At 56.8% G+C, this 20,272-nt stretch carries 23 protein-coding genes; 9 read left to right on the forward strand and 14 right to left on the reverse strand.

Going from position 1 to position 20,272, the window contains the following annotated elements:
- Positions 1–83 precede the first annotated feature (83 nt).
- Positions 84–1,025 carry a LysR family transcriptional regulator gene (locus LNA76_RS09080; protein WP_125277370.1) on the forward strand — a complete coding sequence of 314 codons (942 nt, stop codon included), beginning with the start codon at positions 84–86 and terminating at the stop codon, positions 1,023–1,025.
- Here the strand turns inward: LNA76_RS09080 and LNA76_RS09085 are convergent.
- Both LNA76_RS09085 and LNA76_RS09090 read right to left on the reverse strand, forming a co-directional pair.
- The gene (locus tag LNA76_RS09085; protein ID WP_230018915.1) at positions 1,022–1,546 is read right to left on the reverse strand and encodes a carboxymuconolactone decarboxylase family protein; all 525 of its coding nucleotides are present in this window, start codon (positions 1,544–1,546) and stop codon (positions 1,022–1,024) included. The genes LNA76_RS09080 and LNA76_RS09085 overlap by 4 nt on opposite strands.
- 120 nt (positions 1,547–1,666) lie before the next feature.
- Complete coding sequence (locus LNA76_RS09090; RefSeq protein ID WP_230018917.1) at positions 1,667–2,992, reverse strand: aspartate aminotransferase family protein; 1,326 nt, start codon at positions 2,990–2,992, stop codon at positions 1,667–1,669.
- Between the two features lie 181 nt (positions 2,993–3,173).
- Here LNA76_RS09090 and LNA76_RS09095 point away from each other — a divergent pair, with 181 nt between their 5' ends.
- A complete protein-coding gene (locus tag LNA76_RS09095; protein WP_094198241.1) occupies positions 3,174–4,034 on the forward strand; it encodes a MurR/RpiR family transcriptional regulator in 861 nt (286 codons plus the stop codon).
- Positions 4,035–4,039: 5 nt separating this feature from the next.
- Positions 4,040–5,077, forward strand: a complete 1,038-nt coding sequence (locus LNA76_RS09100; protein ID WP_230018918.1) for a C45 family autoproteolytic acyltransferase/hydolase — start codon at positions 4,040–4,042, stop codon at positions 5,075–5,077.
- Positions 5,078–5,143: 66 nt separating this feature from the next.
- On the opposite strand, the gene LNA76_RS09105 is transcribed toward LNA76_RS09100, so the two are convergent.
- Together LNA76_RS09105 and LNA76_RS09110 are read right to left on the reverse strand one after the other, a co-directional pair.
- Positions 5,144–5,707, reverse strand: a complete 564-nt coding sequence (locus LNA76_RS09105; RefSeq protein ID WP_108728216.1) for a cob(I)yrinic acid a,c-diamide adenosyltransferase — start codon at positions 5,705–5,707, stop codon at positions 5,144–5,146.
- Positions 5,708–5,715: 8 nt separating this feature from the next.
- A complete protein-coding gene (locus LNA76_RS09110; protein ID WP_094195461.1) occupies positions 5,716–6,240 on the reverse strand; it encodes a GNAT family N-acetyltransferase in 525 nt (174 codons plus the stop codon).
- Between the two features lie 159 nt (positions 6,241–6,399).
- Between LNA76_RS09110 and LNA76_RS09115 the strand changes: the two genes are divergently transcribed.
- Complete coding sequence (locus tag LNA76_RS09115; RefSeq protein WP_230019179.1) at positions 6,400–6,657, forward strand: copper-binding protein; 258 nt, start codon at positions 6,400–6,402, stop codon at positions 6,655–6,657.
- Positions 6,658–6,939: 282 nt separating this feature from the next.
- On the opposite strand, the gene hslU is transcribed toward LNA76_RS09115, so the two are convergent.
- The 5 genes from hslU to LNA76_RS09140 all read right to left on the reverse strand — a co-directional run bounded on the left by hslU (position 6,940) and on the right by LNA76_RS09140 (position 11,416).
- Positions 6,940–8,277, reverse strand: a complete 1,338-nt coding sequence (hslU, locus tag LNA76_RS09120) for an ATP-dependent protease ATPase subunit HslU (RefSeq protein WP_094195463.1) — start codon at positions 8,275–8,277, stop codon at positions 6,940–6,942.
- Between the two features lie 17 nt (positions 8,278–8,294).
- Positions 8,295–8,828, reverse strand: coding sequence for an ATP-dependent protease subunit HslV (gene hslV, locus LNA76_RS09125; RefSeq protein ID WP_094195464.1), 534 nt, complete (start codon positions 8,826–8,828; stop codon positions 8,295–8,297).
- A gap of 282 nt (positions 8,829–9,110) precedes the next feature.
- Positions 9,111–9,548 (reverse strand): RNA polymerase-binding protein DksA, encoded by a 438-nt coding sequence (gene dksA / locus LNA76_RS09130; RefSeq protein ID WP_026484112.1) that lies wholly within the window; start codon positions 9,546–9,548, stop codon positions 9,111–9,113.
- Between the two features lie 82 nt (positions 9,549–9,630).
- Positions 9,631–10,725: a CobW family GTP-binding protein gene (locus tag LNA76_RS09135; RefSeq protein WP_094198242.1), complete on the reverse strand. Its 1,095-nt coding sequence runs from the start codon at positions 10,723–10,725 to the stop codon at positions 9,631–9,633.
- A gap of 199 nt (positions 10,726–10,924) precedes the next feature.
- Positions 10,925–11,416: a Fur family transcriptional regulator gene (locus LNA76_RS09140; protein WP_094195466.1), complete on the reverse strand. Its 492-nt coding sequence runs from the start codon at positions 11,414–11,416 to the stop codon at positions 10,925–10,927.
- Between the two features lie 81 nt (positions 11,417–11,497).
- Here LNA76_RS09140 and LNA76_RS09145 point away from each other — a divergent pair, with 81 nt between their 5' ends.
- Genes LNA76_RS09145 through LNA76_RS09160 form a run of 4 tightly spaced genes read left to right on the forward strand, consistent with a single transcriptional unit; the run spans position 11,498 to position 14,313 of the window.
- Positions 11,498–11,647, forward strand: a complete 150-nt coding sequence (locus LNA76_RS09145) for a hypothetical protein (protein WP_162988085.1) — start codon at positions 11,498–11,500, stop codon at positions 11,645–11,647.
- A gap of 4 nt (positions 11,648–11,651) precedes the next feature.
- Positions 11,652–12,374, forward strand: a complete 723-nt coding sequence (locus tag LNA76_RS09150; RefSeq protein WP_094195467.1) for a metal ABC transporter ATP-binding protein — start codon at positions 11,652–11,654, stop codon at positions 12,372–12,374.
- Positions 12,374–13,273, forward strand: a complete 900-nt coding sequence (locus LNA76_RS09155) for a metal ABC transporter permease (protein ID WP_094198243.1) — start codon at positions 12,374–12,376, stop codon at positions 13,271–13,273. The genes LNA76_RS09150 and LNA76_RS09155 overlap by 1 nt, the downstream gene beginning before the upstream one ends.
- Positions 13,273–14,313, forward strand: coding sequence for a metal ABC transporter substrate-binding protein (locus tag LNA76_RS09160; protein WP_230019180.1), 1,041 nt, complete (start codon positions 13,273–13,275; stop codon positions 14,311–14,313). The genes LNA76_RS09155 and LNA76_RS09160 overlap by 1 nt, the downstream gene beginning before the upstream one ends.
- A 1-nt stretch (position 14,314) precedes the next feature.
- Here LNA76_RS09160 and LNA76_RS09165 read toward each other — a convergent pair whose 3' ends face one another.
- The 5 genes from LNA76_RS09165 to LNA76_RS09185 are packed head-to-tail and all read right to left on the reverse strand — an operon-like array spanning position 14,315 to position 18,695.
- Positions 14,315–15,355, reverse strand: a complete 1,041-nt coding sequence (locus LNA76_RS09165; RefSeq protein WP_395029188.1) for a tyrosine recombinase XerC — start codon at positions 15,353–15,355, stop codon at positions 14,315–14,317.
- Positions 15,343–16,020, reverse strand: a complete 678-nt coding sequence (locus LNA76_RS09170; protein ID WP_094195470.1) for a DUF484 family protein — start codon at positions 16,018–16,020, stop codon at positions 15,343–15,345. The genes LNA76_RS09165 and LNA76_RS09170 overlap by 13 nt, the downstream gene beginning before the upstream one ends.
- Before the next feature lie 2 nt (positions 16,021–16,022).
- Positions 16,023–16,946 carry a diaminopimelate epimerase gene (gene dapF, locus LNA76_RS09175; protein WP_230018920.1) on the reverse strand — a complete coding sequence of 308 codons (924 nt, stop codon included), beginning with the start codon at positions 16,944–16,946 and terminating at the stop codon, positions 16,023–16,025.
- A 7-nt stretch (positions 16,947–16,953) separates the two neighbouring features.
- Positions 16,954–17,844, reverse strand: a complete 891-nt coding sequence (locus tag LNA76_RS09180) for a lysophospholipid acyltransferase family protein (protein ID WP_094195472.1) — start codon at positions 17,842–17,844, stop codon at positions 16,954–16,956.
- Complete coding sequence (locus tag LNA76_RS09185) at positions 17,841–18,695, reverse strand: lysophospholipid acyltransferase family protein (protein WP_094195473.1); 855 nt, start codon at positions 18,693–18,695, stop codon at positions 17,841–17,843. The genes LNA76_RS09180 and LNA76_RS09185 overlap by 4 nt, the downstream gene beginning before the upstream one ends.
- 237 nt (positions 18,696–18,932) lie before the next feature.
- Here LNA76_RS09185 and metK point away from each other — a divergent pair, with 237 nt between their 5' ends.
- On the forward strand, positions 18,933–20,096 hold the full coding sequence (metK, locus tag LNA76_RS09190; protein ID WP_108728209.1) for a methionine adenosyltransferase: 1,164 nt from the start codon (positions 18,933–18,935) through the stop codon (positions 20,094–20,096).
- The last annotated feature ends 176 nt before the right edge of the window (positions 20,097–20,272 follow it).

Here is a 20,272-nt window from a genome sequence, read left to right on the forward strand (position 1 = left end):
ATTATCGGTCGATTGGCTTTAAAGCATTGTAGGCATTGTCAGCAGTCCTGGTAATTGCAATTCATTGAAATGATTTATTCCCTATGAGCACAAGTAATCTCACTTCCCTGATGAGTGACATGGTGGTTTTTGTCAAAGTGGTGGAGACAGGCAGTTTTTCCGAAGCCTCTCGCCAGCTTGGCTATACCCCGTCGGCGGTCAGCCGTTCCATTGCGCGTTTGGAGAAAGGTCTGGGAACGCGCGTTCTGCAGCGCACGACACGCAAATTGCGCTTAAGTGATAGTGGGCAGGCAATTTATGAGCATGCGCGTGACATGCTGTCTTGCGCCCAGGCCGCGATGGAAATTTCGGGACAGTTCCAGACCGAGCCAGAGGGGCAGATTCGCTTGAGTGTTCCCAAAGCAGTGGGGCATTTTCTGATCCATCCTCATATGCCGGACTTCTTGGCGGCGCATCCCAAGGTGAATGTCCTGATGAATCTGGATGATCGCTACGCCGATCTGATCGACGATCAACTGGATCTGGCGATACGAATCACCGATCAGCCGCCACCGGGTTTGATGGGCCGTCATCTGACCGATATTCGACATGGCTTGTATGCCAGCCCCGCTTATCTGGCCGAGCACAGCCTGCCCGTGCATCCACAGCAATTGCGCGAACATAGCTGCATTTATCTGGGCGAGGCGCCCAGCGATTCACGCTGGCGCTTCAATAAAGGAGGGCGGGTGCTGAATGTGTCGGTTAGTGGGCGTTACGCGGCTAATCATACGGGTGTGCGTCTGGATGCGGTCGAGCGTGGCTTGGGGATAGGCAGTTTGCCCTGTTTTGTGGCCAGAGAGCCCGAGCAGGAAGGGCGCATTGTACGTGTGCTGGCCGATTGGGAGTTCCGCACTCAATATTGTGGTGCCTTGTGGGCCTTGTATCCGCCCACCCGCCATCTGCCTCCCAAACTGCGTTTGTTTGTGGAGTTTCTGGCGGGGCGCTTGGGAGGCAGCAGGACGAATGTACTTAGGGTGCCGGTTTAACGCGAGTCGTCTGAGTGGATGTGCAAGGCTTCCAGAAAGCGCGACACCATATTGTAGGTAGCAATGGTAGCGGTCAGCTCGACAGTCAGGCGCTCATCGAAATACTGACGTACATCCTGAAAAACGGCGGGTTCCACTTGCACCTTCAAGGTCATGGCATCGGTGTAGGCCAGTACCGCACACTGGATGGGCGTGAACGCATCCGAATTCTGCCAGTCGGGCAGGGCATCGAGTTGAGCCTGGCTCAGGCCTTCAGCCAGAGCGATAGGGGCATGTTGATCGGCCTCGTAAGGGGCACGATTCAACAAGGCTACACGCATGATGACCAGCTCGCGTAGATCACCCGGCAGGCTGCTGTTGTGACGTATGCCCGTCAGGTGATTTAGCCAGCCTTTTGCAATGGGCGGGCTGTGCAGCAGCATCTGGTACAGGTGCAAGACACTGCCGCGCTCTGCAATGATTTGTTCTACCAATGGGGCGGCTTCGGGGGCGTTCAGGTCAGCATAAGGTAGGCGGGCCATGGTTCTCCTTTATGTATGGCGGTGCTTCTTGCGGCTGGTTTGCCGCAGGACGATCAGCGGGGCATTCCTGAGGAGGGCAGCCCATGCTGGCTGTCCGCTCATTGCTCGGCAAGATGGGATTTAACGGGGCAGGATGTGCTCTATGGTGTGCGTCAGACGTTTCACGATTTCCTGAATGTCGGACTCGGTACAGATAAAGGGCGGCGCCAGCAAAATATGATCGCCATGCACCCCATCTATCGTGCCACCCATAGGATAGAGCATCAGACCTTGGGAAAATGCATGTTGTTTGATCTTGGCGTGGGTTTTCAGACTTGGGTCCAGGGCTTGCTTGCTGGCCTTGTCTTGTACCAGCTCGACGCCAACAAACAGTCCTCGACCGCGTATATCGCCTACATTGGGGTGGCTGTCCAATGCCTGATGCAGTTCCTGGCGTAATTGTTCGCCACGCTGGCGGACGTTTTCCAGCAACTGGTCCTGCTCAATGGCTTGCTGCACGGCAAGCGCACCGGCGCAGGCCGTGGCGTGGCCCATATAGGTGTGGCCGTGCTGGAAAAAGCCCGAGCCATTCAGGATGGCTTGATAAATCCGGTCACTGGCCAGCATGGCCCCAATCGGCTGATAGCCCGCACCCAGACCCTTGGCAATAGCCATGATGTCCGGCACCACGCCGTCCTCTTCGCAGGCAAACAGATAGCCGGTGCGCCCCATGCCGGACATGACTTCGTCCAGAATCAGGAGCACACCATGCTTGTCGCAGACCTGGCGGATTTTCTTCCAGTAGTCGCCTACCGGGGCTAAGGCACCGGCGGTGGCTCCCACCACAGTCTCGCCGACAAAGGCAGCAACATGTTGGGGGCCCAGGTTTTGAATCGTGTCATCCAGCTCCTGGGCCAGACGGTCCGCGTATTGCTCGGCGCTTTCATCGCTGCGCTGATCGCGGTAGGGATAGCAAGGGGAAACGTGCTGGGCTGGCGCCAGCAGCGGTATAAAGGGTTTGCGGCGCCATTCATTGCCACCAATGGCCAAGGCACCCAGCGTATTGCCGTGATAGCTCTGACGGCGGGCGATGAAGATATGGCGCTCAGGCTGGCCAATTTCTACAAAGTATTGTCGAGCCAGTTTCAGGCTGGCCTCTACTGCTTCAGAGCCGCCGGATAGAAAGTAAGCGTGATTCAGATCTCCAGGGGATCGGCTGGTCAGAAAATCCGCCAGATCTTCGGCAGCCTGGCTGCTGAAAAAAGAGGTATGGGCGTAGGCAATCTGGTCCAGTTGCTGCTTGATGGCGGCAATGACGGCAGGGTGGCTATGGCCCAGGCAGGACACGGCCGCCCCGCCACTGGCGTCTATATACGATTTGCCTTCCTTGTCCACAATGCGGATGCCATCCCCTTTAACGGCATAGGGCAGCATGTGCTTGGGGTTGCGATGAAAAACATGTGTCATGGCGCAGATCCAGAAAGTAGTCCCAAAATATTTTCAACGTATGTTGAATATATAATAATACTTTCAACAAATAAATCATCATTGGGTGGTCGGTACAGATGGATAAAGATCGCACTGTTGCGTCTTGGCAGCATTTGCGGCCGATATATACTTGGTGTCCCCTTTAAAAGCGCGTTGGCCCATGAACTCCTTGAGTAACCTGACGGAGCGTATTCAAGCGGCGTTTGCCGCCATGTCGCCCCAGTTCCAGCAAAGCGCACGTTATGTGCTTGATCACGCTGATCAGGTGCCCTTGCTGTCCATGCGTCAGTTGGCCGCCCAGGCACAGGTACAGCCTGCCACTTTGCTGCGTTTTGCACAGTCTTTGGGCTTTGGCGGTTGGGCAGAATTCAAGGCCGTCTTCACCCAGGCCCTGCATGGCCAGGGTGCCCGCCGCTATGCCGATCAGGCTCGGGCGGTGGTTCGTAACCGAAACAAAGAAGATCGCCAGGCACAGGTTCTGGCAGCGCAAATGGATAATCTGGCACTGTTGCGCGAGGTGAACGAAGCCCGTCTTCCGCAGGCTGTCAGCCTGCTTGCCAAGGCAAAGCGGGTTTTTGTGGCCGGGTTTCGAGCCTCTTTTGCGCCTGCCTTTTCTTTTCATTATCAGTACCGTTTGTTTCGACCCTCCATTGTCTTGCTGCGTGGTGAGTCAGGGACCCTGGATATGGATGTGCGGGCGTTGCAAAAGGGCGATGTATTGGTTTTGTTCGGTTTTGCGCCGTATTCGCAAGAAGCCGTACTGGTGCATCAGGCTGCTCGGCGGGCAGATGCACACATTCTGGCGATTTGCGACAGCTTGCTTGCCCCTATTGCGCAGCAGGCAGATGCCACATTATTGTTTGGAACCGACAGTCCGTCTTTTTTCCCTTCGTTAGTTGCTGCACAGGCACTGGTGGAGGTGTTGCTGGAGCAGGTTCTGGCCAAGGCGGGCAGTCGTGCGGTAAGCGGTATCGAGTTGCTTGAAAATCAATTGCACCAGTCCGGTGCCTACTGGAAATAGACGCAATGGCTAAGTTGTCCTATCTGGAGTTAAGTGGTGGTCCCAAAGAAATTGGCCATTCTTTGGGACGTTTCGGAGCCTCTGCAGTGCATGCCTATTTGCTGAACTCAACAGCATGGCAGGGCATCATGCAATCAAAAGGAACGGCTGTAGCCAGTCAGCTGGCCCAGTACACCGAGCGTTATTTTCCCCGAATATGGACCGAGCTCCAGGGCCTGGCATTAGGCCTGGAGCTCCCATTTGAGGATGTGTTCTTGTGGAATTGCCGTGGCGACTTATGGGCCATGGCGCCTGATGGTTGCACAACCGTGCAAATGCCTGATCAAGGGGAACCCCGCCTGGTGCATAACGAGGACGGCGATCCAGGCTTGGCCGGGTACTGCGGGGTGGCTAAATTCATCCCCGATAGTGGTATGTCCTTTGTCTCCTTTCTGTATCCCGCCTCTTTACCGGGCCACAGCTTTGCGGTGACACAGGCAGGCCTGGCCATGACGGTCAATAACGTGCGGGCGCGCCACGTGGCCCCAGGCGTGCCGCGCATGGTTCTGACCCGTGCCATGCTCGATCAGCCCGATCTGGATCAGGCGGTGAGCATTTTGCAGGAACACCCCCGTTCCGGTGCATTTCATCTGAGTCTGGCCCAGCGAGGTGATCCGCGTTTGCTGAGCGTGGAGTTCAGTGCCCAGGCCGTGTCCGTGCAAACGATTGAGCAAAACCGTTTGCATGCCAACCATGCTGTGCATGAGGCCATGCAATGCTTTGAACAGCGTCTGACTCGTTCGTCCGAGCTGCGGCAGGAGCGAGGCGATGAGTTGTTGGCGCAAGCCGGTGCCAAGCTTGATCCTTTAAAAGTCCTGGCGGATCAGCACCATGCAAGGTTCCCGATCTGGCGTTGTGACCCGGACGACAGTGACAGGGAAAACACCTTGGCGACTGTGGATATCCAGGTAGGCAGCTTGTCCTTGAAATGGCAGGTGTACGAAGATCCTACGGATCAGCCTGTGTTCAGGTTTGCGGACACAACCCGCATTGACCTTGTTTGAAAAAATAGGGCCCTGCCAAGCAGGGCCTTGTTCTTGTCGCGGTCATGGCGGGCGTGATGTGGGTAATCAGCCTTTGTGCTGGGCGTTGCGCTTGGGCTCCCAAAGCACATCAGAGCGGTCTGCGTAACGGTTCAAGGTACGCGCCAATACAAACAACAAATCCGACAGGCGATTCAGGTACAAGCGCGGACCGTCCTGCGGCAGTGTCTCTGCGGGCACCGCAACAACACTGCGCTCTGCTCGACGCGCTACACAACGCAGCACATGCGCTTGCGCCGCTGCCGGGCTGCCGCCAGGCAAAATAAACTCTTGGAGTATGCCCAAAGGTTCGTTGTAATGACTAATCGCCTGGTCCAGACGTTCTACATGCGTGCTGTCTATGACCTGATGACCAGGAATGCACAATTCGGCCCCCATATCGAACAAGTCGTGCTGGATGTCGGACAGCAAGGTATCGACATCCTCTGGTAGCGTCATGCTGCGCAAGACACCGATATGGCTGTTCAGTTCATCCACATCTCCCAGAGCGTGGATCAGGGGAGCGGTTTTGGGCAGGCGGCTGCCATCACCCAGACCCGTGGTGCCGTCGTCGCCGGTGCGGGTGCTGATAATGGAAAGTCGTGTGGACATGATGGGTTTTATATCTCAGCAGGAACAGGAGTGCCTTGGGCCATGTTGAGCAAGGCCTCGCCCGTGACGCGCACCACGCGCCAGTCATCCAGTACCTGTGCGCCTTGATGTTTGTAGAAGTCGATGGCGTTTTGGTTCCAGTCCAGCACCACCCACTCCAGGCGGCCACAGCCCTGGGCGACAGCCAACTGAGCCAGATGACGCAGGGCAGCAGCGCCCAGACCGTGTTTGCGGTGGGCGGGGTCGATATACAAATCCTCCAGATAGATGCCACGGCGATCCAGAAAGCTGGAGTAGTTGTAAAACCACATAATGTAAGAGATTGCTGTGTTGGGCTGGTCTTGTGGCGTGATCACCAGGCAGTAGGCGCTGGGGGCGTCGGAGAAGAAACTGTTGCGCAGCGACTCGGCGCTGGCCTTGAAAATATGTTCCAGTTTCTCAAAGGCGGCCATGTCGCGCATCAGACCCAAAATGGTCGGAATATCGGCGGGGGTGGCTGGACGCAGCACATACCCTTTAATAAATTCACTCATGCTTTTGCAAAGGTTTAGCGTTATGCTTGATCGGAAACAGACGCATCAGGCGTCCGAAAGTAGGCATTATGAGCTAATAGTCTGGCTCTGCACAATTTGCAGGAGTGAAAAATGACGTGGACGAAACGAGGCACGGCCTTGGCGTTGGGGACCTTGGGTATGGTGGCTGGCTCGGCATATGTCGTGGTTGCCCAGGCTCAGGAAGCCAGTGCGTCCGGTGAAGTGCGTCGACTGGACGCCGAGGCCGGCAAAATTACCATCAAGCATGCTGAGATCAGCGACCTAGAGCTACCCGCCATGACATTGGTGTACAAAATTGATCCTGCCTTGCTGGCCGATATCAAACCGGGTGACAAGGTGAAATTTACTGCCAAGCGCGATGGGGGTGATTACGTGGTCACCAAGATCAGCAAATAAGGCGGATTCAGCAAGTGGAGAAAAACCGGGTTCGCCCGGTTTTTTTATGTCTTATACAGGGGAGCTATCAGTATGCTCTGGTCGGCGGAATTGTTTGGTGATCTGGCGATCAGTAAGCCTGATTCGTTTTGCCAAGCCAGAGCTTGTTGAAAACTTGGTACAGTCGTCTGCTTGGTACGGTGTTGGTTCTTATCCGAACAAGAATGGAAAAAGGGGCAGATTTTTCTGCCCCTTTTTCGTGTCCGACAACAAGCGGAATAAGCCTTGAGTCTAGTGCTGAACTTACAGCACGTAACGTGCCAGATCCTGGCTGGCCGCTGTTTCCTGCAACTGTTTGTTCACGTAGTCTGCATCAATGACCACGCTTTGTTCACCGTGGCTGCCAGCACTGTAGGAAAGCTCTTCCAGCAGTTTTTCCATGACCGTGTACAAGCGGCGAGCACCAATGTTTTCGGTGCGCTCGTTGACATCGAAAGCCAGTTCGGCCAGACGCTGAATGCCGTCGGGACGGAAATCCAGTTTGACGTCTTCGGTGCCCAGCAAAGCCGCGTATTGCTTGGTCAGGGAGGCATCGGTGGTCGACAGAATCTGTACGAAATCCTGGGCGCTCAACGATTCCAGTTCCACGCGGATAGGGAAACGGCCTTGCAGTTCAGGGATCAGATCGGATGGGCGCGACAAGTGAAAGGCACCCGACGCAATAAACAGGATGTGGTCAGTACGCACCACACCGTATTTGGTGGTGACACTAGTGCCTTCCACCAAAGGCAGAAGATCGCGTTGCACACCTTGGCGGGACACGTCGCCACCGCTGCCTTGGCTCTCGCCACGGGCAGTGATTTTATCGATTTCGTCCAGGAACACAATGCCGTTCTGTTCGGCGTTGGCCACTGCAGCGGTGCGCAAATCGTCTTCATTGACGCGACGGGCCGCTTCTTCTTCGGTCAGTTGCTTGAAGGCTTCTTTGACGGTCAGCTTGCGAGCCTTGGTTTTTTCCTGTCCCAGACCAGAGAACATGCCACGCAGTTGCTCGGTCATCTCTTCCATGCCGGGAGGGGCCATGATTTCCATGCGAGGCATGGCCTGGGCCATTTCGATTTCAATCTCGGTATCGTCCAGCTTGCCTTCACGCAGGCGCTTGCGAAATACCTGGCGTGCGGAGTTATCCTCACGTTGGGGCTGGCCGTGGGCATCGCGCGAAGGGGGCACCAGCACGTCCAGAATGCGGTCTTCAGCGGCTTCCTCGGCCTGGGTGCGTACACGGCGCATTTCGATCTCGCGGGTCTGCTTGACCGAAATATCCACCAGATCGCGGATGATGGTTTCAACGTCGCGGCCTACATAGCCCACTTCTGTGAACTTGGTGGCTTCGACCTTGATGAAAGGCGCATTGGCCAGTTTGGCCAGACGGCGGGCGATTTCGGTTTTACCCACGCCGGTGGGGCCGATCATCAAAATGTTCTTGGGTACGATTTCGCTGCGCAAAGGCTCGGTAACCTGCTGGCGGCGCCAGCGATTGCGCAGGGCCACGGCGACAGAACGCTTGGCCTTGCCCTGGCCAACGATATGCTTGTCCAGTTCGGAGACGATTTCTCCGGGAGTCATATTAGGTGTAGACATGGTGGGGTATCCGGCTGTCAGAGTGTTTCGACGATATGGTTCTGGTTGGTGTAGATACACAGGTCGCCTGCGATCTCCAGGGACTTTTTAACGATCTCGGCAGGAGCCATATCGGTGTTTTGCAGCAACGCTAGCGCTGCAGATTGTGCGTAGGAGCCGCCCGAGCCAATGGCAGCCAAGCCATGCTCGGGTTCGAGCACATCGCCATTGCCGGTCAGCACCAGCGTGTGTTCCTTGTCCGCCACCAGCAGCATGGCTTCCAGACGGCGCAGAACGCGGTCGGTGCGCCAATCGCGCGTCAGTTCGACGGCAGCGCGCAGCAAGTTGCCCTGGTACTTCTCCAGCTTCGCTTCAAAGCGCTCTTGCAAAGTGAATGCGTCGGCCGTCGCACCGGCAAAGCCGGCCAGGATGCTGTCGTTGTACAAACGGCGAATCTTGCGGGCTGTGCCCTTGATGACAACATTGCCCAGGGTGACCTGACCATCGCCGCCAATGGCGACCTGATCTCCGCGGCGTACACAGACAATAGTAGTGGCGTGAAATTGTTCCATGATTTCCTTCCTTTAAGGTTCCCATTTGGGGGCCCAGCAGGAAATTTCAAGGATCAATATGCAAGCCTGTAAATTTGTTGATGCAGTTGGTGTAGCCGAACAGTTTTTTGTTCAGTTCTGGCGCTTGGGTTCTCTTTCTTCCATCGAGATGACTGGCGACGCAGGCCAGGCGATAACGTGCATTGTTATCAAGCGACTCGTGGTCCAGGAAGTAAAAAACCCTCCCATTGCCTATTTGCTTATGGGAGGGTTTTACGTACTTCAAACGCGGGTGTCAGAGGTTTAATCCCCAAACATTTTTTGGCGCTTCTCGCGACGTTCCTGGGCTTCCAGAGACAGGTTGGCCGTGGGACGTGCCAGTAAACGGGGCAGGCCGATGGGCTCGCCGGTTTCCTCACACCAGCCGTATTCGCCCGAATCGATCAGGGCGATGGACTGTTGCACTTTCTTGAGCAGCTTGCGCTCACGATCGCGGGTGCGCAGCTCCAGAGCGTGTTCTTCTTCGATCGTGGCACGGTCAGCCGGGTCAGGAACGAACTGGGTTTCACGCAGGTTTTCCGTTGTGGCGCCCGCATTGGCCAGAATGTCTTGCTCTAGCTGGCGCAAGCGATGCTTGAAAAACTCCAGCTGGGCGGCGTTCATGTAGTCTGACTCAGGCATCGCCAAAAGCTCCTGCTCGGTCAGCAGGGTTGTAGTACTGTCATGTGACTTAGTTGCCATGATGCTTACCTCTTGTTGACGTCTGGGAGCCTGTAACTGTCGTCACGCGCAATCGCTCCGCATTTACTGAATAATTATTAATTCAAACCAGGCAATTCTCCAGGCCCTGGGTGAATATGTCTTGTGGCAATTTGCGGCCAATAAAGACCAGCTTGGTGCCTTTTTTATCTTTGGCCAGCCAGGCATTGCCAGGCTCGGCGCTCATCATCATGTGTACGCCTTGAAAGAGCATACGGCGATTGATGCCCTTCAGATACAAAATGCCCTTATAGCGCATCAGATCTGGTCCAAATACCTGGACAATTCCCGATAGGAAGTCTTCGAGTCGCTCGGGGTCGAAAGGACGGTCCGAGCGGAACACGAAAGCCCCGATTTCGTCATTGTGAGCGGCGTGCTCGTGGTGATGATGGTGGTGATCGTGTCCGCAGCTCGGACCACACTCGCCGTCATCGCCATGGTCGTGGTGGTGATCATGGCCGTCCGCCGCATCGGGGTGTTGCTCTGCCAGAAATTGCGGATCAATGTCCAGAATAGAGTTCAGGTTGAAACCGCTGACTTCCAGCAAATCCTTGATGTCCGTTTCACCAAAGTGAACCGGTGTAATGGTGGCTCGCGGGTTGATGCGGATCAGGCGGGCACGCAGGGCCTCGTAATCTACATCGTTGACCAGATCTTTTTTGGAGATCAGCAAGCGGTCAGCAAAGCCAACCTGTTTTTGGGCTTCTTCTTGTTGGTCCAGCGTGGCCATGCCGTGTTTGGCATCCACGACGGTAATGACCGCGTCCAGCCGATAGTAGTCGGCAATATCATCGTCCATGAAAAAGGTCTGGCAGACCGGGCCGGGGTTAGCCATGCCGGTGGTCTCGATGATGACACGCTCAAACTTCAGCTCGCCCGCTTGGCGGCGAACGCGCAAATCGTTCAGGGTGCGCATCAGGTCGCCGCGCACGGTGCAGCACACACAACCGTTGCTCAGCTCGACGATTTCTTCCTGGGAGTCTTGCACCAACAATTCGTTGTCGATGCCTTCAGGCCCGAACTCGTTTTCGATGACGGCAATGCGTCGACCGTGATATTCGCTCAGGATGCGCTTGAGCAGCGTGGTTTTACCAGCGCCCAGAAAACCAGTCAGCACAGTGACTGGAACCATGTTGTTCAGATCTGATGCCGCGTTCATAAACATGCCTCGCAGTGGCGGGCGAAAGGTACAAGGCACGGCACCAACCGCGGCTTCCTGCACCCATCTGCTCCGCACGAAAACAACGTGCGATTACATCACAGCCTTGCCTGTTGGGCAAACGGTGATCTGTAAAAATTCACAGAGGTTTGCCAATAGATCGGGGAATATATACCGATTGGCGGCAAAATACCACGTTTTAGGGGGCAGATAAGGGTTTTCGCTCGTTTTTAGCGGCAACGCAACGTTGGCACAGGCCGCGCAACTCGGTCTCGTGGCCGGACAGGGCAAAGCCTGCTCCGCGCACACAGTCAGCCAGCCTTTGGCTCAAGTCCGGAGCGCACAGTTCCACCACGGTGCCGCATTGAGTGCAGACAATCAGCAAGTCGTGGGGGTGGCCACCGGCATCGACACAGGCGGTCCAGGCATTGACGGCATCCAGGCGGTGGATCAGCCCTTCTTCAGTCAGAAAGTCCAGGGCGCGGTAAACGGTAGGGGGTTTGGCGCCGGGTTGAAATTCGCGAACCAGATCCAGCAGTTCGTAGGCGCGCAAGCTGCGCTGAGCCTGAATCAGGATTTCCAGTACCTGACGGCGAATGGAGGTCAGCCGTTTACCGCGTTCCAGACAAAGCTGTTCAGCGATAGCGAGCTGATCTTCAATAGCGTTGGGCGTAAGAATATGTACAGGCATGGCGCTTGATAGGCTGTTTGTTATGTTATAACATCTTTGGAGAAAATTAAATTCCCAATCTAGCCGCATTATCCCTGTTTCATGTCCTGTTCTCAATTTTCCTCGACTTCCCGTAGTCCGGTGCCGCGCCGTTCGCTTTTGCTGGCCTCGGCCGGGCAGCGCGTACTGGGCGCCTTGTGCGTGGCAGCAGCCCTGTGGCTGCTAACTGCCTGGGCATTGGGTGCGTGGTAAGGGTATGACCTCCACTCAAACCTTGATCGAGCTGGATCATGTGGCGCTGGGCTGGAAAGACAAAATCGCCCTGCGTGATATCAGCGGCTGTTTTACCCGAGGCTCCTTGACCGCCATTGTCGGGCCTAACGGAGCCGGTAAATCCACCTTGCTCAAAGGGCTGACCGGACAGATCAATCCCCTGAAAGGGCGCATTGCTGTCGATAGTGGCTTTCTGGATCAGTTGGCCTTGCTGCCGCAAATGGGCGATCTGGATAAAAGCTTTCCGGTGACGGTGCATGATCTGGTGGCCATGGGGGCCTGGAAGCGCGTGGGCGCCTGGGGCGGCTTTCCCAAAGCAGAGCATGAACGCCTTGGCCATGCGCTGGAGCAGGTGGGGCTGGCTGATTTTGCGCGTCGCTCCATTGGTACCTTGTCGGGTGGGCAATTACAGCGCGCCTTGTTTGCTCGCATGATCATGCAGGATGCCCAAATCCTCTTGCTGGACGAGCCTTTTGCAGCGGTAGACCGCGCAACCTCGGATGAATTGATGAACCTGATTCTGGACTGGCACAAGCAGGGCCGTACCGTGATGGCCGTGCTGCATGATCTGGATATGGTGCGTAGCTGTTTTCCGCAAACCGTGCTGCTTGCCGGGCAAGTAGTGGGTTGGGGGCAAACCGAAGCAGTGCTGACGCCGGAGAACCTGCATCTGGCTCGCCATTTGTGTGCGGGTGACTACCTATGATGGCGCTGATGGATGTGCTGTTTGGCCCCTTCATCGATTTCGGTTTCATGAAGCGCGCGCTGGCCGGGTCTTTTGCTTTGGCCGCAGCGGCAGGGCCCTTGGGTGTATTTCTGGTACTGCGCCGCATGAGCCTGATGGGTGATGCGATGGCCCATGCCATCCTGCCTGGTGTGGCAGTCGGTTTTTTGACGGCGGGCTTGTCCTTAAGTGCGATGGCCATAGGCGGCATGATTACCGGCCTGGTCGTCGCTTTGCTGGCCGGGCTGGTTGCTCGTTTGACACCACAACGCGAGGACGCCAGTTTTGCGGCCTTCTATCTGGTGTCGCTGGGGCTGGGAGTGCTGCTGGTTTCGTTGCGTGGCTCCAATATGGATTTGATCCATGTGCTGTTTGGCACGGTGCTGGGGTTGGATGATGCGTCTTTGCTGCTGGTTACCGGCAGCACAACGATTACGCTGCTTATTCTGGCTCTGGTGTTCCGACCGTTGGTGTTGGAGTGCATGGATCCCATTTTTTTGCGTACCCAGGGTGGGCGCGGCTCCGTGGTTCACATGCTGTTTTTGTTCATGCTGGTCATCACGCTGGTGGCTGGCTTCCAGGTTTTGGGGACTTTGATGGTGGTGGGGATCATGATGCTGCCCGCCGCCTCGGCCCGGTTCTGGGTGTATTCCGTAGGTCGACAAATGTTGGTGGCGGCCTTGTTGGGCATGATCAGCGCCTATCTGGGGCTGCTGTTCTCGTATTACTACAACGTTCCGGCTTCGCCCGCGATTATCCTGGCGGCGGGCGCGTTTTATTTTCTTTCTATCACTTTTGGCCCCCAAGGCGGTTTGCTGCGTGCTTATTCCCAATGGCGTGCACGGCGTCGGCGCATGGCCTCTCTCTTGGAGCACGATTGATGAAAATGCGAGGCATGTATTCAGGCCGCATGGTGTTGGCCCTGGGTTTGTTGGCGGCCAGCCTGTCGGTACAGGCTGAACCCTTGCGAGTGGTCAGCAGTTTTTCGATCCTGAACGATATGGTCAAGGAGATTGGGGGCGACAAGGTCATGGCCAGCACGATTGTGCCTGCCAATGGGGATGCGCACTCGTTTGAGCCGCGTCCCAGCGATGCGAAGACCTTGGCCAAGGCGCAGTTGCTGGTGGTCAATGGCCTGGAGTTTGAATCCTGGCTGCCGCGCTTGCAGCAGGCGGCGGGCTATAAGGGCCCGCAGGTCGTGGCGACGGAAGGCATTACGCCTTTGGCGTTTGAAGGCGGGGCTGACGATCATGCTGACCACGACCACGACCACGACCACGACCACGACCACGACCACGACCACGACCATGAGCCTGCGCATGACCACGCCCAGGATCATGAACACGCGCCCGAGAAAGACCACAGCGGCCATGAGCACAGCCATCAGCATGGCAGTCAGGATCCGCATGCCTGGCAAAGTCTGGATCTGGCGCAGATTTATGTTCGCAATATCAGCAAAGGTCTTGAGCAAGCTGATCCGGCCAATGCCCAGTACTACCAGGGCCGTGCCAAGGATTATGCCCAGCGCATTCAGGAACTGGACGACTCCATCAAGACTCGCCTGCAAGCGGTGCCAGTAGACAAGCGCAAGGTCATTACCTCGCACGATGCCTTCTCCTACATGGGCAAGGCCTACAACATCCGCTTTATTCCTTTGGTGGGGGTGTCCAGTCAGGCGGAGCCTTCGGCACGCGATATTGCACAGATCATCCAGCAAGCGCGCAGCGAGCAGATTCAGGCCATTTTTGTCGAAAACACGGTCAGCGCAAAACTGGTTGAGCAAGTCGCTCGGGAAACCGGTGCGAAAGTGGGCGGCACCTTGTATTCCGACGCCTTGGGTGTGCCCGGATCCGGCGTGGATACCTATTTGGGCATGATGCGCTCGAATACCGATCAACTGATCAAGGCTTTACAGCCCTGAGTCAGTCATCCGCTTTGTCGCTGGTCCGGTTCTTGCGTTGTGCCCGAGGATGGGCCTGATCGTAAGCCTGGGCCAGATGCTGGAAATCCAGACGGGTATAAATCTGGGTCGTGGAAATATTGGTGTGGCCCAATAGTTCCTGCACCGCCCGTAAATCTTGTGCCGATTGCAGCAAATGGCTGGCAAAGCTGTGGCGCAGGCTGTGCGGGTGTACATGCACAGGCAGGCCACTGGCTCGGGCGTAGTTTTCCAGCTCTTGCTGCACAACACGCGGGTGAATACGGGCTCCACGGGCTCCCAGAAACAGTGCTGCACTGGCATCGGCGCTGGTCGTCAATGAGGCCAGGGCCGGGCGTTTTTGCAGCCACTGTTGCAAGGCATGCAAGGCTTTCTCGCCTACCGGCAGGCGGCGTGTCTTGCCGCCTTTGCCGCTCACCACCAGTTCACGATCATCCAGCAGTAACCAGCTTTTAGACTGGTATTGCGGATCCTGGTGATAGTGTGTGTCCAGGCTGACCAGCTCAGCCAAACGCAGCCCGCTGGAATAAAACAATTCAAACATGGCCTGATTGCGCCAACTGACCGGATCGTCCTGAATCGGGGCCGTAGAGCGGTCCAGTAGCTGCTGGGTCTGGTCCACAGACAAGGCCTTGGGCAACGGGCGGCCTATCCGGGGTGCTTTCAGACTGGCAGCCGGGTTCAAGGGCCAGCCTAGTTCTTTGGTGCGCGATTGATAGTAGCCACGCCAGGCCGCCAGAATGCGGGCCAGGCTGCGTGGGGCCAGGCCTTGGGCATGTAAACGGGCGGCGGCTTGTCGCAACTGACTTTGATTGAGTGTGTCGGGGTCGGTGCCTGGGTACTGCGCCAGCAAATGGCGCAGGTCATTGCGGTACGCACTCAGTGTGTGTTCCGAATAGCGTTTTTCGTGGCTTAGTTGATGCAGCCAGCTTTGCATGGCCGGGCTGAGGGCCGGGGAGGCGGCTGGCTGCTTTTTGGGCTTTTTCCCGGCGGGGGGGCGGTCTTGTTTCTTCAGGCCGGACATTCGCTTTGATTAACGCTGCTGGGTTTGTGTAAGCGCTGCAGGGCGGCGCTGCACAATTCACCAACGCCTTCCAGGAAATCCGTACCCATATCGGCAGTAAAACGCGTGGCTTCGGGAGAGCCCAAAACCAGCAGACCAAACAAGATGTTTGATTCGGGGGATTTCAAAGGCACGATGGCTACCGATTGCGCGTCTTGTTGCAAATCGGCCAGAAATTCCTGTTCGCGTCGGGCCCCGCAATAGGGGGTGATCAAGGTGTGAGCCCAACTGGCCAGTGCGTCATCGGCCAGGACTTCGTCCGGGTTCCAGCAGTGCAGGCGCACCACGGGCATTTCAAAAATGCGCTCCAGGCTGCTGCAAATCAGGGCGGGAAGGGCGTCGGGATCGGACTCGGCTAGCATCTGGCAGTTCCATTGATGCAGTTGGCGTGAAATCTTTTCATTGCCACGGGCGTTGGCGACCAGCGTAGCCAGTTGACGCTCGGTTTTTTTGCCGCGCTCGCGCAGTAACATGATCTGGCGCTCGCCCAGGGAAATGGCGCGGCTTTGGTGTGGATGAGGCACCATCAGTTTGGCAAAAACGTCGGCGTGTGCGTCGAAAAAATCAGGGTTGGCTTTCAAAAACTGGGCCACTTCCACGGCGCTAAGGCTGTTGGGGGTATCCATGTCTAGAAGATTTCCTTTCTGGCTAAGGATGCACACAGTGCATCGATATCGACTTGTCCGGTAAAGACAGTTTGGGCCGGGCCGCTCATGCGTAGCGCCTGCCCGTCCCATTCAATGCGCAAACTGCCTCCACGAGTATCAACGACAACCGGGCTTTGGAGCAATCCCCGCCGTATGCCCGCTACCACAGCCGCACACGCGCCTGTACCGCAGGCCAAAGTTTCACCGGCCCCGCGCTCGTAGACGCGCAGCTTGATGTGGTGGGGATCAATCACCTGCATGAAACCCGCGTTCACTTTGTGAGCAAAACGAGGGTGGGATTCGATGAAGGGGCCTACCGTAGCAACGGGAGCCTGCTTAACATCGTCCACGACCTGCACGGCATGCGGGTTGGAAATCGAGACCAGCGACAAGGCCACGGGGGCCGCTTGACCGGGCACAGGCAAGAGCCACAAGGTGTCGTCGCCTTGGTCGCGCGTTTCCAGTCCGGTATGGTCAAAACCCACATCGGCTGGCGCAAAGCGGGTGGTGCCCATCATGACGTCCACGCCGCGTTGTGGGTCGTTATACAGGCTGATGATGCCGGTACGGATCTGCGCCCGTAAAGGGTTGGCTGATGACAGACCTTGTTCGTGTACAAAGCGGACAAAACAACGAGCACCGTTACCGCAATGTTCAACCTCGCTGCCGTCTGCATTGAAGATGCGATAGCGGAAGTCGGCCTCTGTGTCGGTGGCGGCCTCGACCAGCAAGATCTGGTCGGCACCAATTCCGAAGTGGCGATCTGCCAGGGCGCGGGCCCGTTCCGGTGTCAGTTCAAGAGGCTGCGTCACACCGTCGAGCATGACAAAGTCATTGCCCGCTCCGTGCATTTTGCTGAAACGCCAAAGGGAGGAAACGGGCTGGGGGGCGGTGGGACTGTGCATGATGGGTCTAGTAGATGCCAGGTTGACCTTCAGGGCGGGTTTTGAAGCGTCGATGTACCCAATAATACTGCGGCGGGTCCTCGCGCACATATTTTTCGATCAGGGCATTCATGCGCTCGGTGGCCTCTTCCAGAGTGCCTTCGCCGGGAAAGTCGGTCATGGGTTCGAGCACCTGAATATGGTAGTGGCCCGTCTGGGCATCCAAGCGGGAAATCACGGGAATGACCAGCGCATCCTGATTGCGGGCAATCTGGGCAGTGGACAGCAGGGTGGCGGCCGGGACATTGAAAAAGGGCACAAAGGCCGAGCCCTTGGCGCCGAAGTCCATATCAGGGAGGTAATAAATTGGCTGGCCCTTTTGCAGCGCGCGCATCAGGCCACGGATCCCGTCTTTGCGGGAAATCAGCGGGACCGAGGAAAAGCGGCTGCGGCCTTCATACATCAGGCGATCTACATGAGGATCGCGCTGCGGTGTGTAAAAAGCGACCAAAGGCGAGATGGACATGGACAGCCGTGTGCCAGCGGCATCCATACCCAGGAAATGAGGCACCAGTAGCATGACCTTGCGGCCCTGTTCCAGCGCCTGGGTAATGTGTTCTTCGCCCGTCAGGTGCAGCGTGTTCAGAATGGTGCTGGGCAGACCAAACCAGAGCAGGCCCCGATCCAGATAGGATTGAGCCAGCAGGCGAAAGTGCTGCTTTTCCCATTCGCGCCGGGTGCTTTCGGGTGTGTCGGGAAAGCACAAATCCAGGTTAGTACGAACAATGTGACGGCGGCGGGAGGCAAAGCGATGCACCAGTGCGCCCAACACGGCACCCCAACGCTGGCGCGAGCGCACCGAGGCACGGCCAAAGTAGGTAAAAACGGATTTGAGCAGCGGGTAAGAATTAAAACTCATGGTGTGGCATCGCCAGGCAAAGGGGGCGCGTCATGCGGAATCTTGTAGCGGTTATAGGCCCAGAGATACTGGGTTGGAAAGCGCCGAATCATGATTTCCATGGATGCGTTAATCAGGGTGGCAAGCTCTGTGGGGTCCTCGGGCAAAGGCTCGGGCAGGCGCAGGGTGTGAATGTGAAAACCACGACCTTTGGGCAAACGCTCGGTGGCCGTCACGATGATGGGCACATTGGACTGACGGGCCAGTTTGCCGGCCAACGTCATGGTCAACGCGGGGCGGCCAAAAAAAGGTGCCCATACACCATCGCCACCACTAGGGACTTGATCGGGCAGCATGCCAACTGACTCGCCTCGGCGAAAAGCACGGACCAGTTCGCGCACGCCTTTGATATTGGCCGGTACGGCATGCAGGCCTGGTAGCTCACGGGACTCGACCATCAAGGGTTCGAGAAACGCTTGGCGAGGCGGGCGGAACATGACAGTCATCGGATCCACGCCGGAAAAATAGCGCGCGATCATTTCAAAACAGCCCAGGTGCGGGGTCAGATAAAGTATGCCGCGACCTTCGGCCAGCGTTTCCTGGACCAGGGGCAGGTTGTCGATCGTGCAGCGATCCAGACAGGCTTGTGGATACAGCCAGACGCGCGGGGTTTCCATAATCATGGCGCCAGTCTCTGCGGCAGCTTGCCGAAAGAAAGCGGGCGAATCGTAGCCCGCTTGGCGACAGTGGCTTTGCAGACGACGGCGATAGCGTCCGGGAAAGGCGTAAATCAGTCGGCCTACGGCTCTACCCAGGCCATGCAGGACGGGTAAGGGCAGGCGAGCCATCAAGCGCAAAAGAGCCACTAGCATGGGCCAGGCAATCCTTTAGTGTGAAGTTTTGCTGAAACAAATATGTATTTTCGCTTAAAATAGATTGTATCGCTGAGTTAAACGACAACTTGCGGAGCGATCAGGCAGCGAGCTGCCCACTATAAACCGCTAAAGCGTCGCGCCCCGTCTATCGTATCCACATCGCTGGCTTCGAGGTGCAACGCAGTTTGTTCAACCTCGTGCTGATTATCAGCCCTTATTCAAGGAAGCTACGCTGTGAGCAACAACGACTTTCTCTTTACTTCCGAATCTGTCTCTGAAGGCCATCCCGACAAGGTTGCCGACCAGATTTCCGACGCCATCCTGGACGCTATTTTCGAGCAAGACCCTCAGGCGCGTGTTGCTGCCGAGACCTTGTGCAATACCGGGCTGGTGGTGCTGGCTGGCGAGATCACCACGCACGCCAATGTGGATTACATCCAGGTTGCCCGTGACACCATCAAGCGCATTGGCTATGACAATGGCGATTACGGCATCGACTACAAGTCTTGCGCTGTGCTGGTGGCCTACGACAAGCAATCACCCGATATCGCCCAAGGCGTGGACCGCAGCCCTGAAGAGCTGCTGAACCAAGGCGCTGGCGACCAGGGTCTGATGTTTGGCTACGCCTGCGACGAAACGCCTGATCTGATGCCGGCTCCTATCTGGTACGCCCACCGCCTGGTGCAGCGTCAGAGCGAACTGCGTAAAGATGGTCGTCTGCCCTGGTTGCGTCCTGACGCCAAATCTCAAGTCACCTTCCGCTACGTGGATGGCCGTCCTACCGAAGTGGATACCGTGGTTCTGTCCACGCAGCATGCTCCTGAAATGTCCCAGAAAGACATTCACGAAGCCGTGATCGAACACATCATTCGTCCATGCTTCCCATCGGACCTGCTGACCGAAAAAACCCGCTTCCTGGTGAACCCCACTGGCAAGTTCGTGATTGGTGGCCCTCAAGGCGATTGTGGTCTGACTGGCCGCAAGATCATTGTGGACACCTACGGTGGCGCATGCCCTCACGGCGGTGGTGCGTTCTCCGGCAAGGATCCCTCCAAAGTGGATCGTTCCGCTGCTTATGCGGCGCGTTACGTGGCCAAGAACATTGTGGCAGCCGGTCTGGCCCGTCAGTGTCAGGTGCAGTTGAGCTACGCCATTGGTGTGGCTGAGCCAATCAATATCACCATCTACACCGAAGGCACCGGCGTGATTTCGGATACCGAGATCGCCAAGCTGGTGCGCCAACATTTCGATCTGCGCCCACGCGGCATCATCGAAATGCTGGATCTGCAGCGTCCCATCTACACCAAGACCGCTGCCTACGGTCACTTTGGCCGCAGCGAGCCCGAGTTCAGCTGGGAAGCCACGGACAAGGCCCAGGCGTTGCGTCAGGCTATCTAAGCAGTGTGCAAAGGCCGCTTGCGAGCGGCGTTTTGCAACAGTGATACAGCGTTGTCGGGGCCGGAAAGCCGGCTGCCCGCAACGCTGCAAGAGGCAGGCCCAAGCCTGTCTCGCAAGAAGAAATTATGATTTTTACCCCTGGAGCCGTCTTCCCAAGACGATCCAAACGGGTACAA

Source organism: Alcaligenes sp. MMA, assembly GCF_020907215.1.
GTDB classification, from domain to species: Bacteria; Pseudomonadota; Gammaproteobacteria; order Burkholderiales; family Burkholderiaceae_B; genus Alcaligenes; species Alcaligenes aquatilis.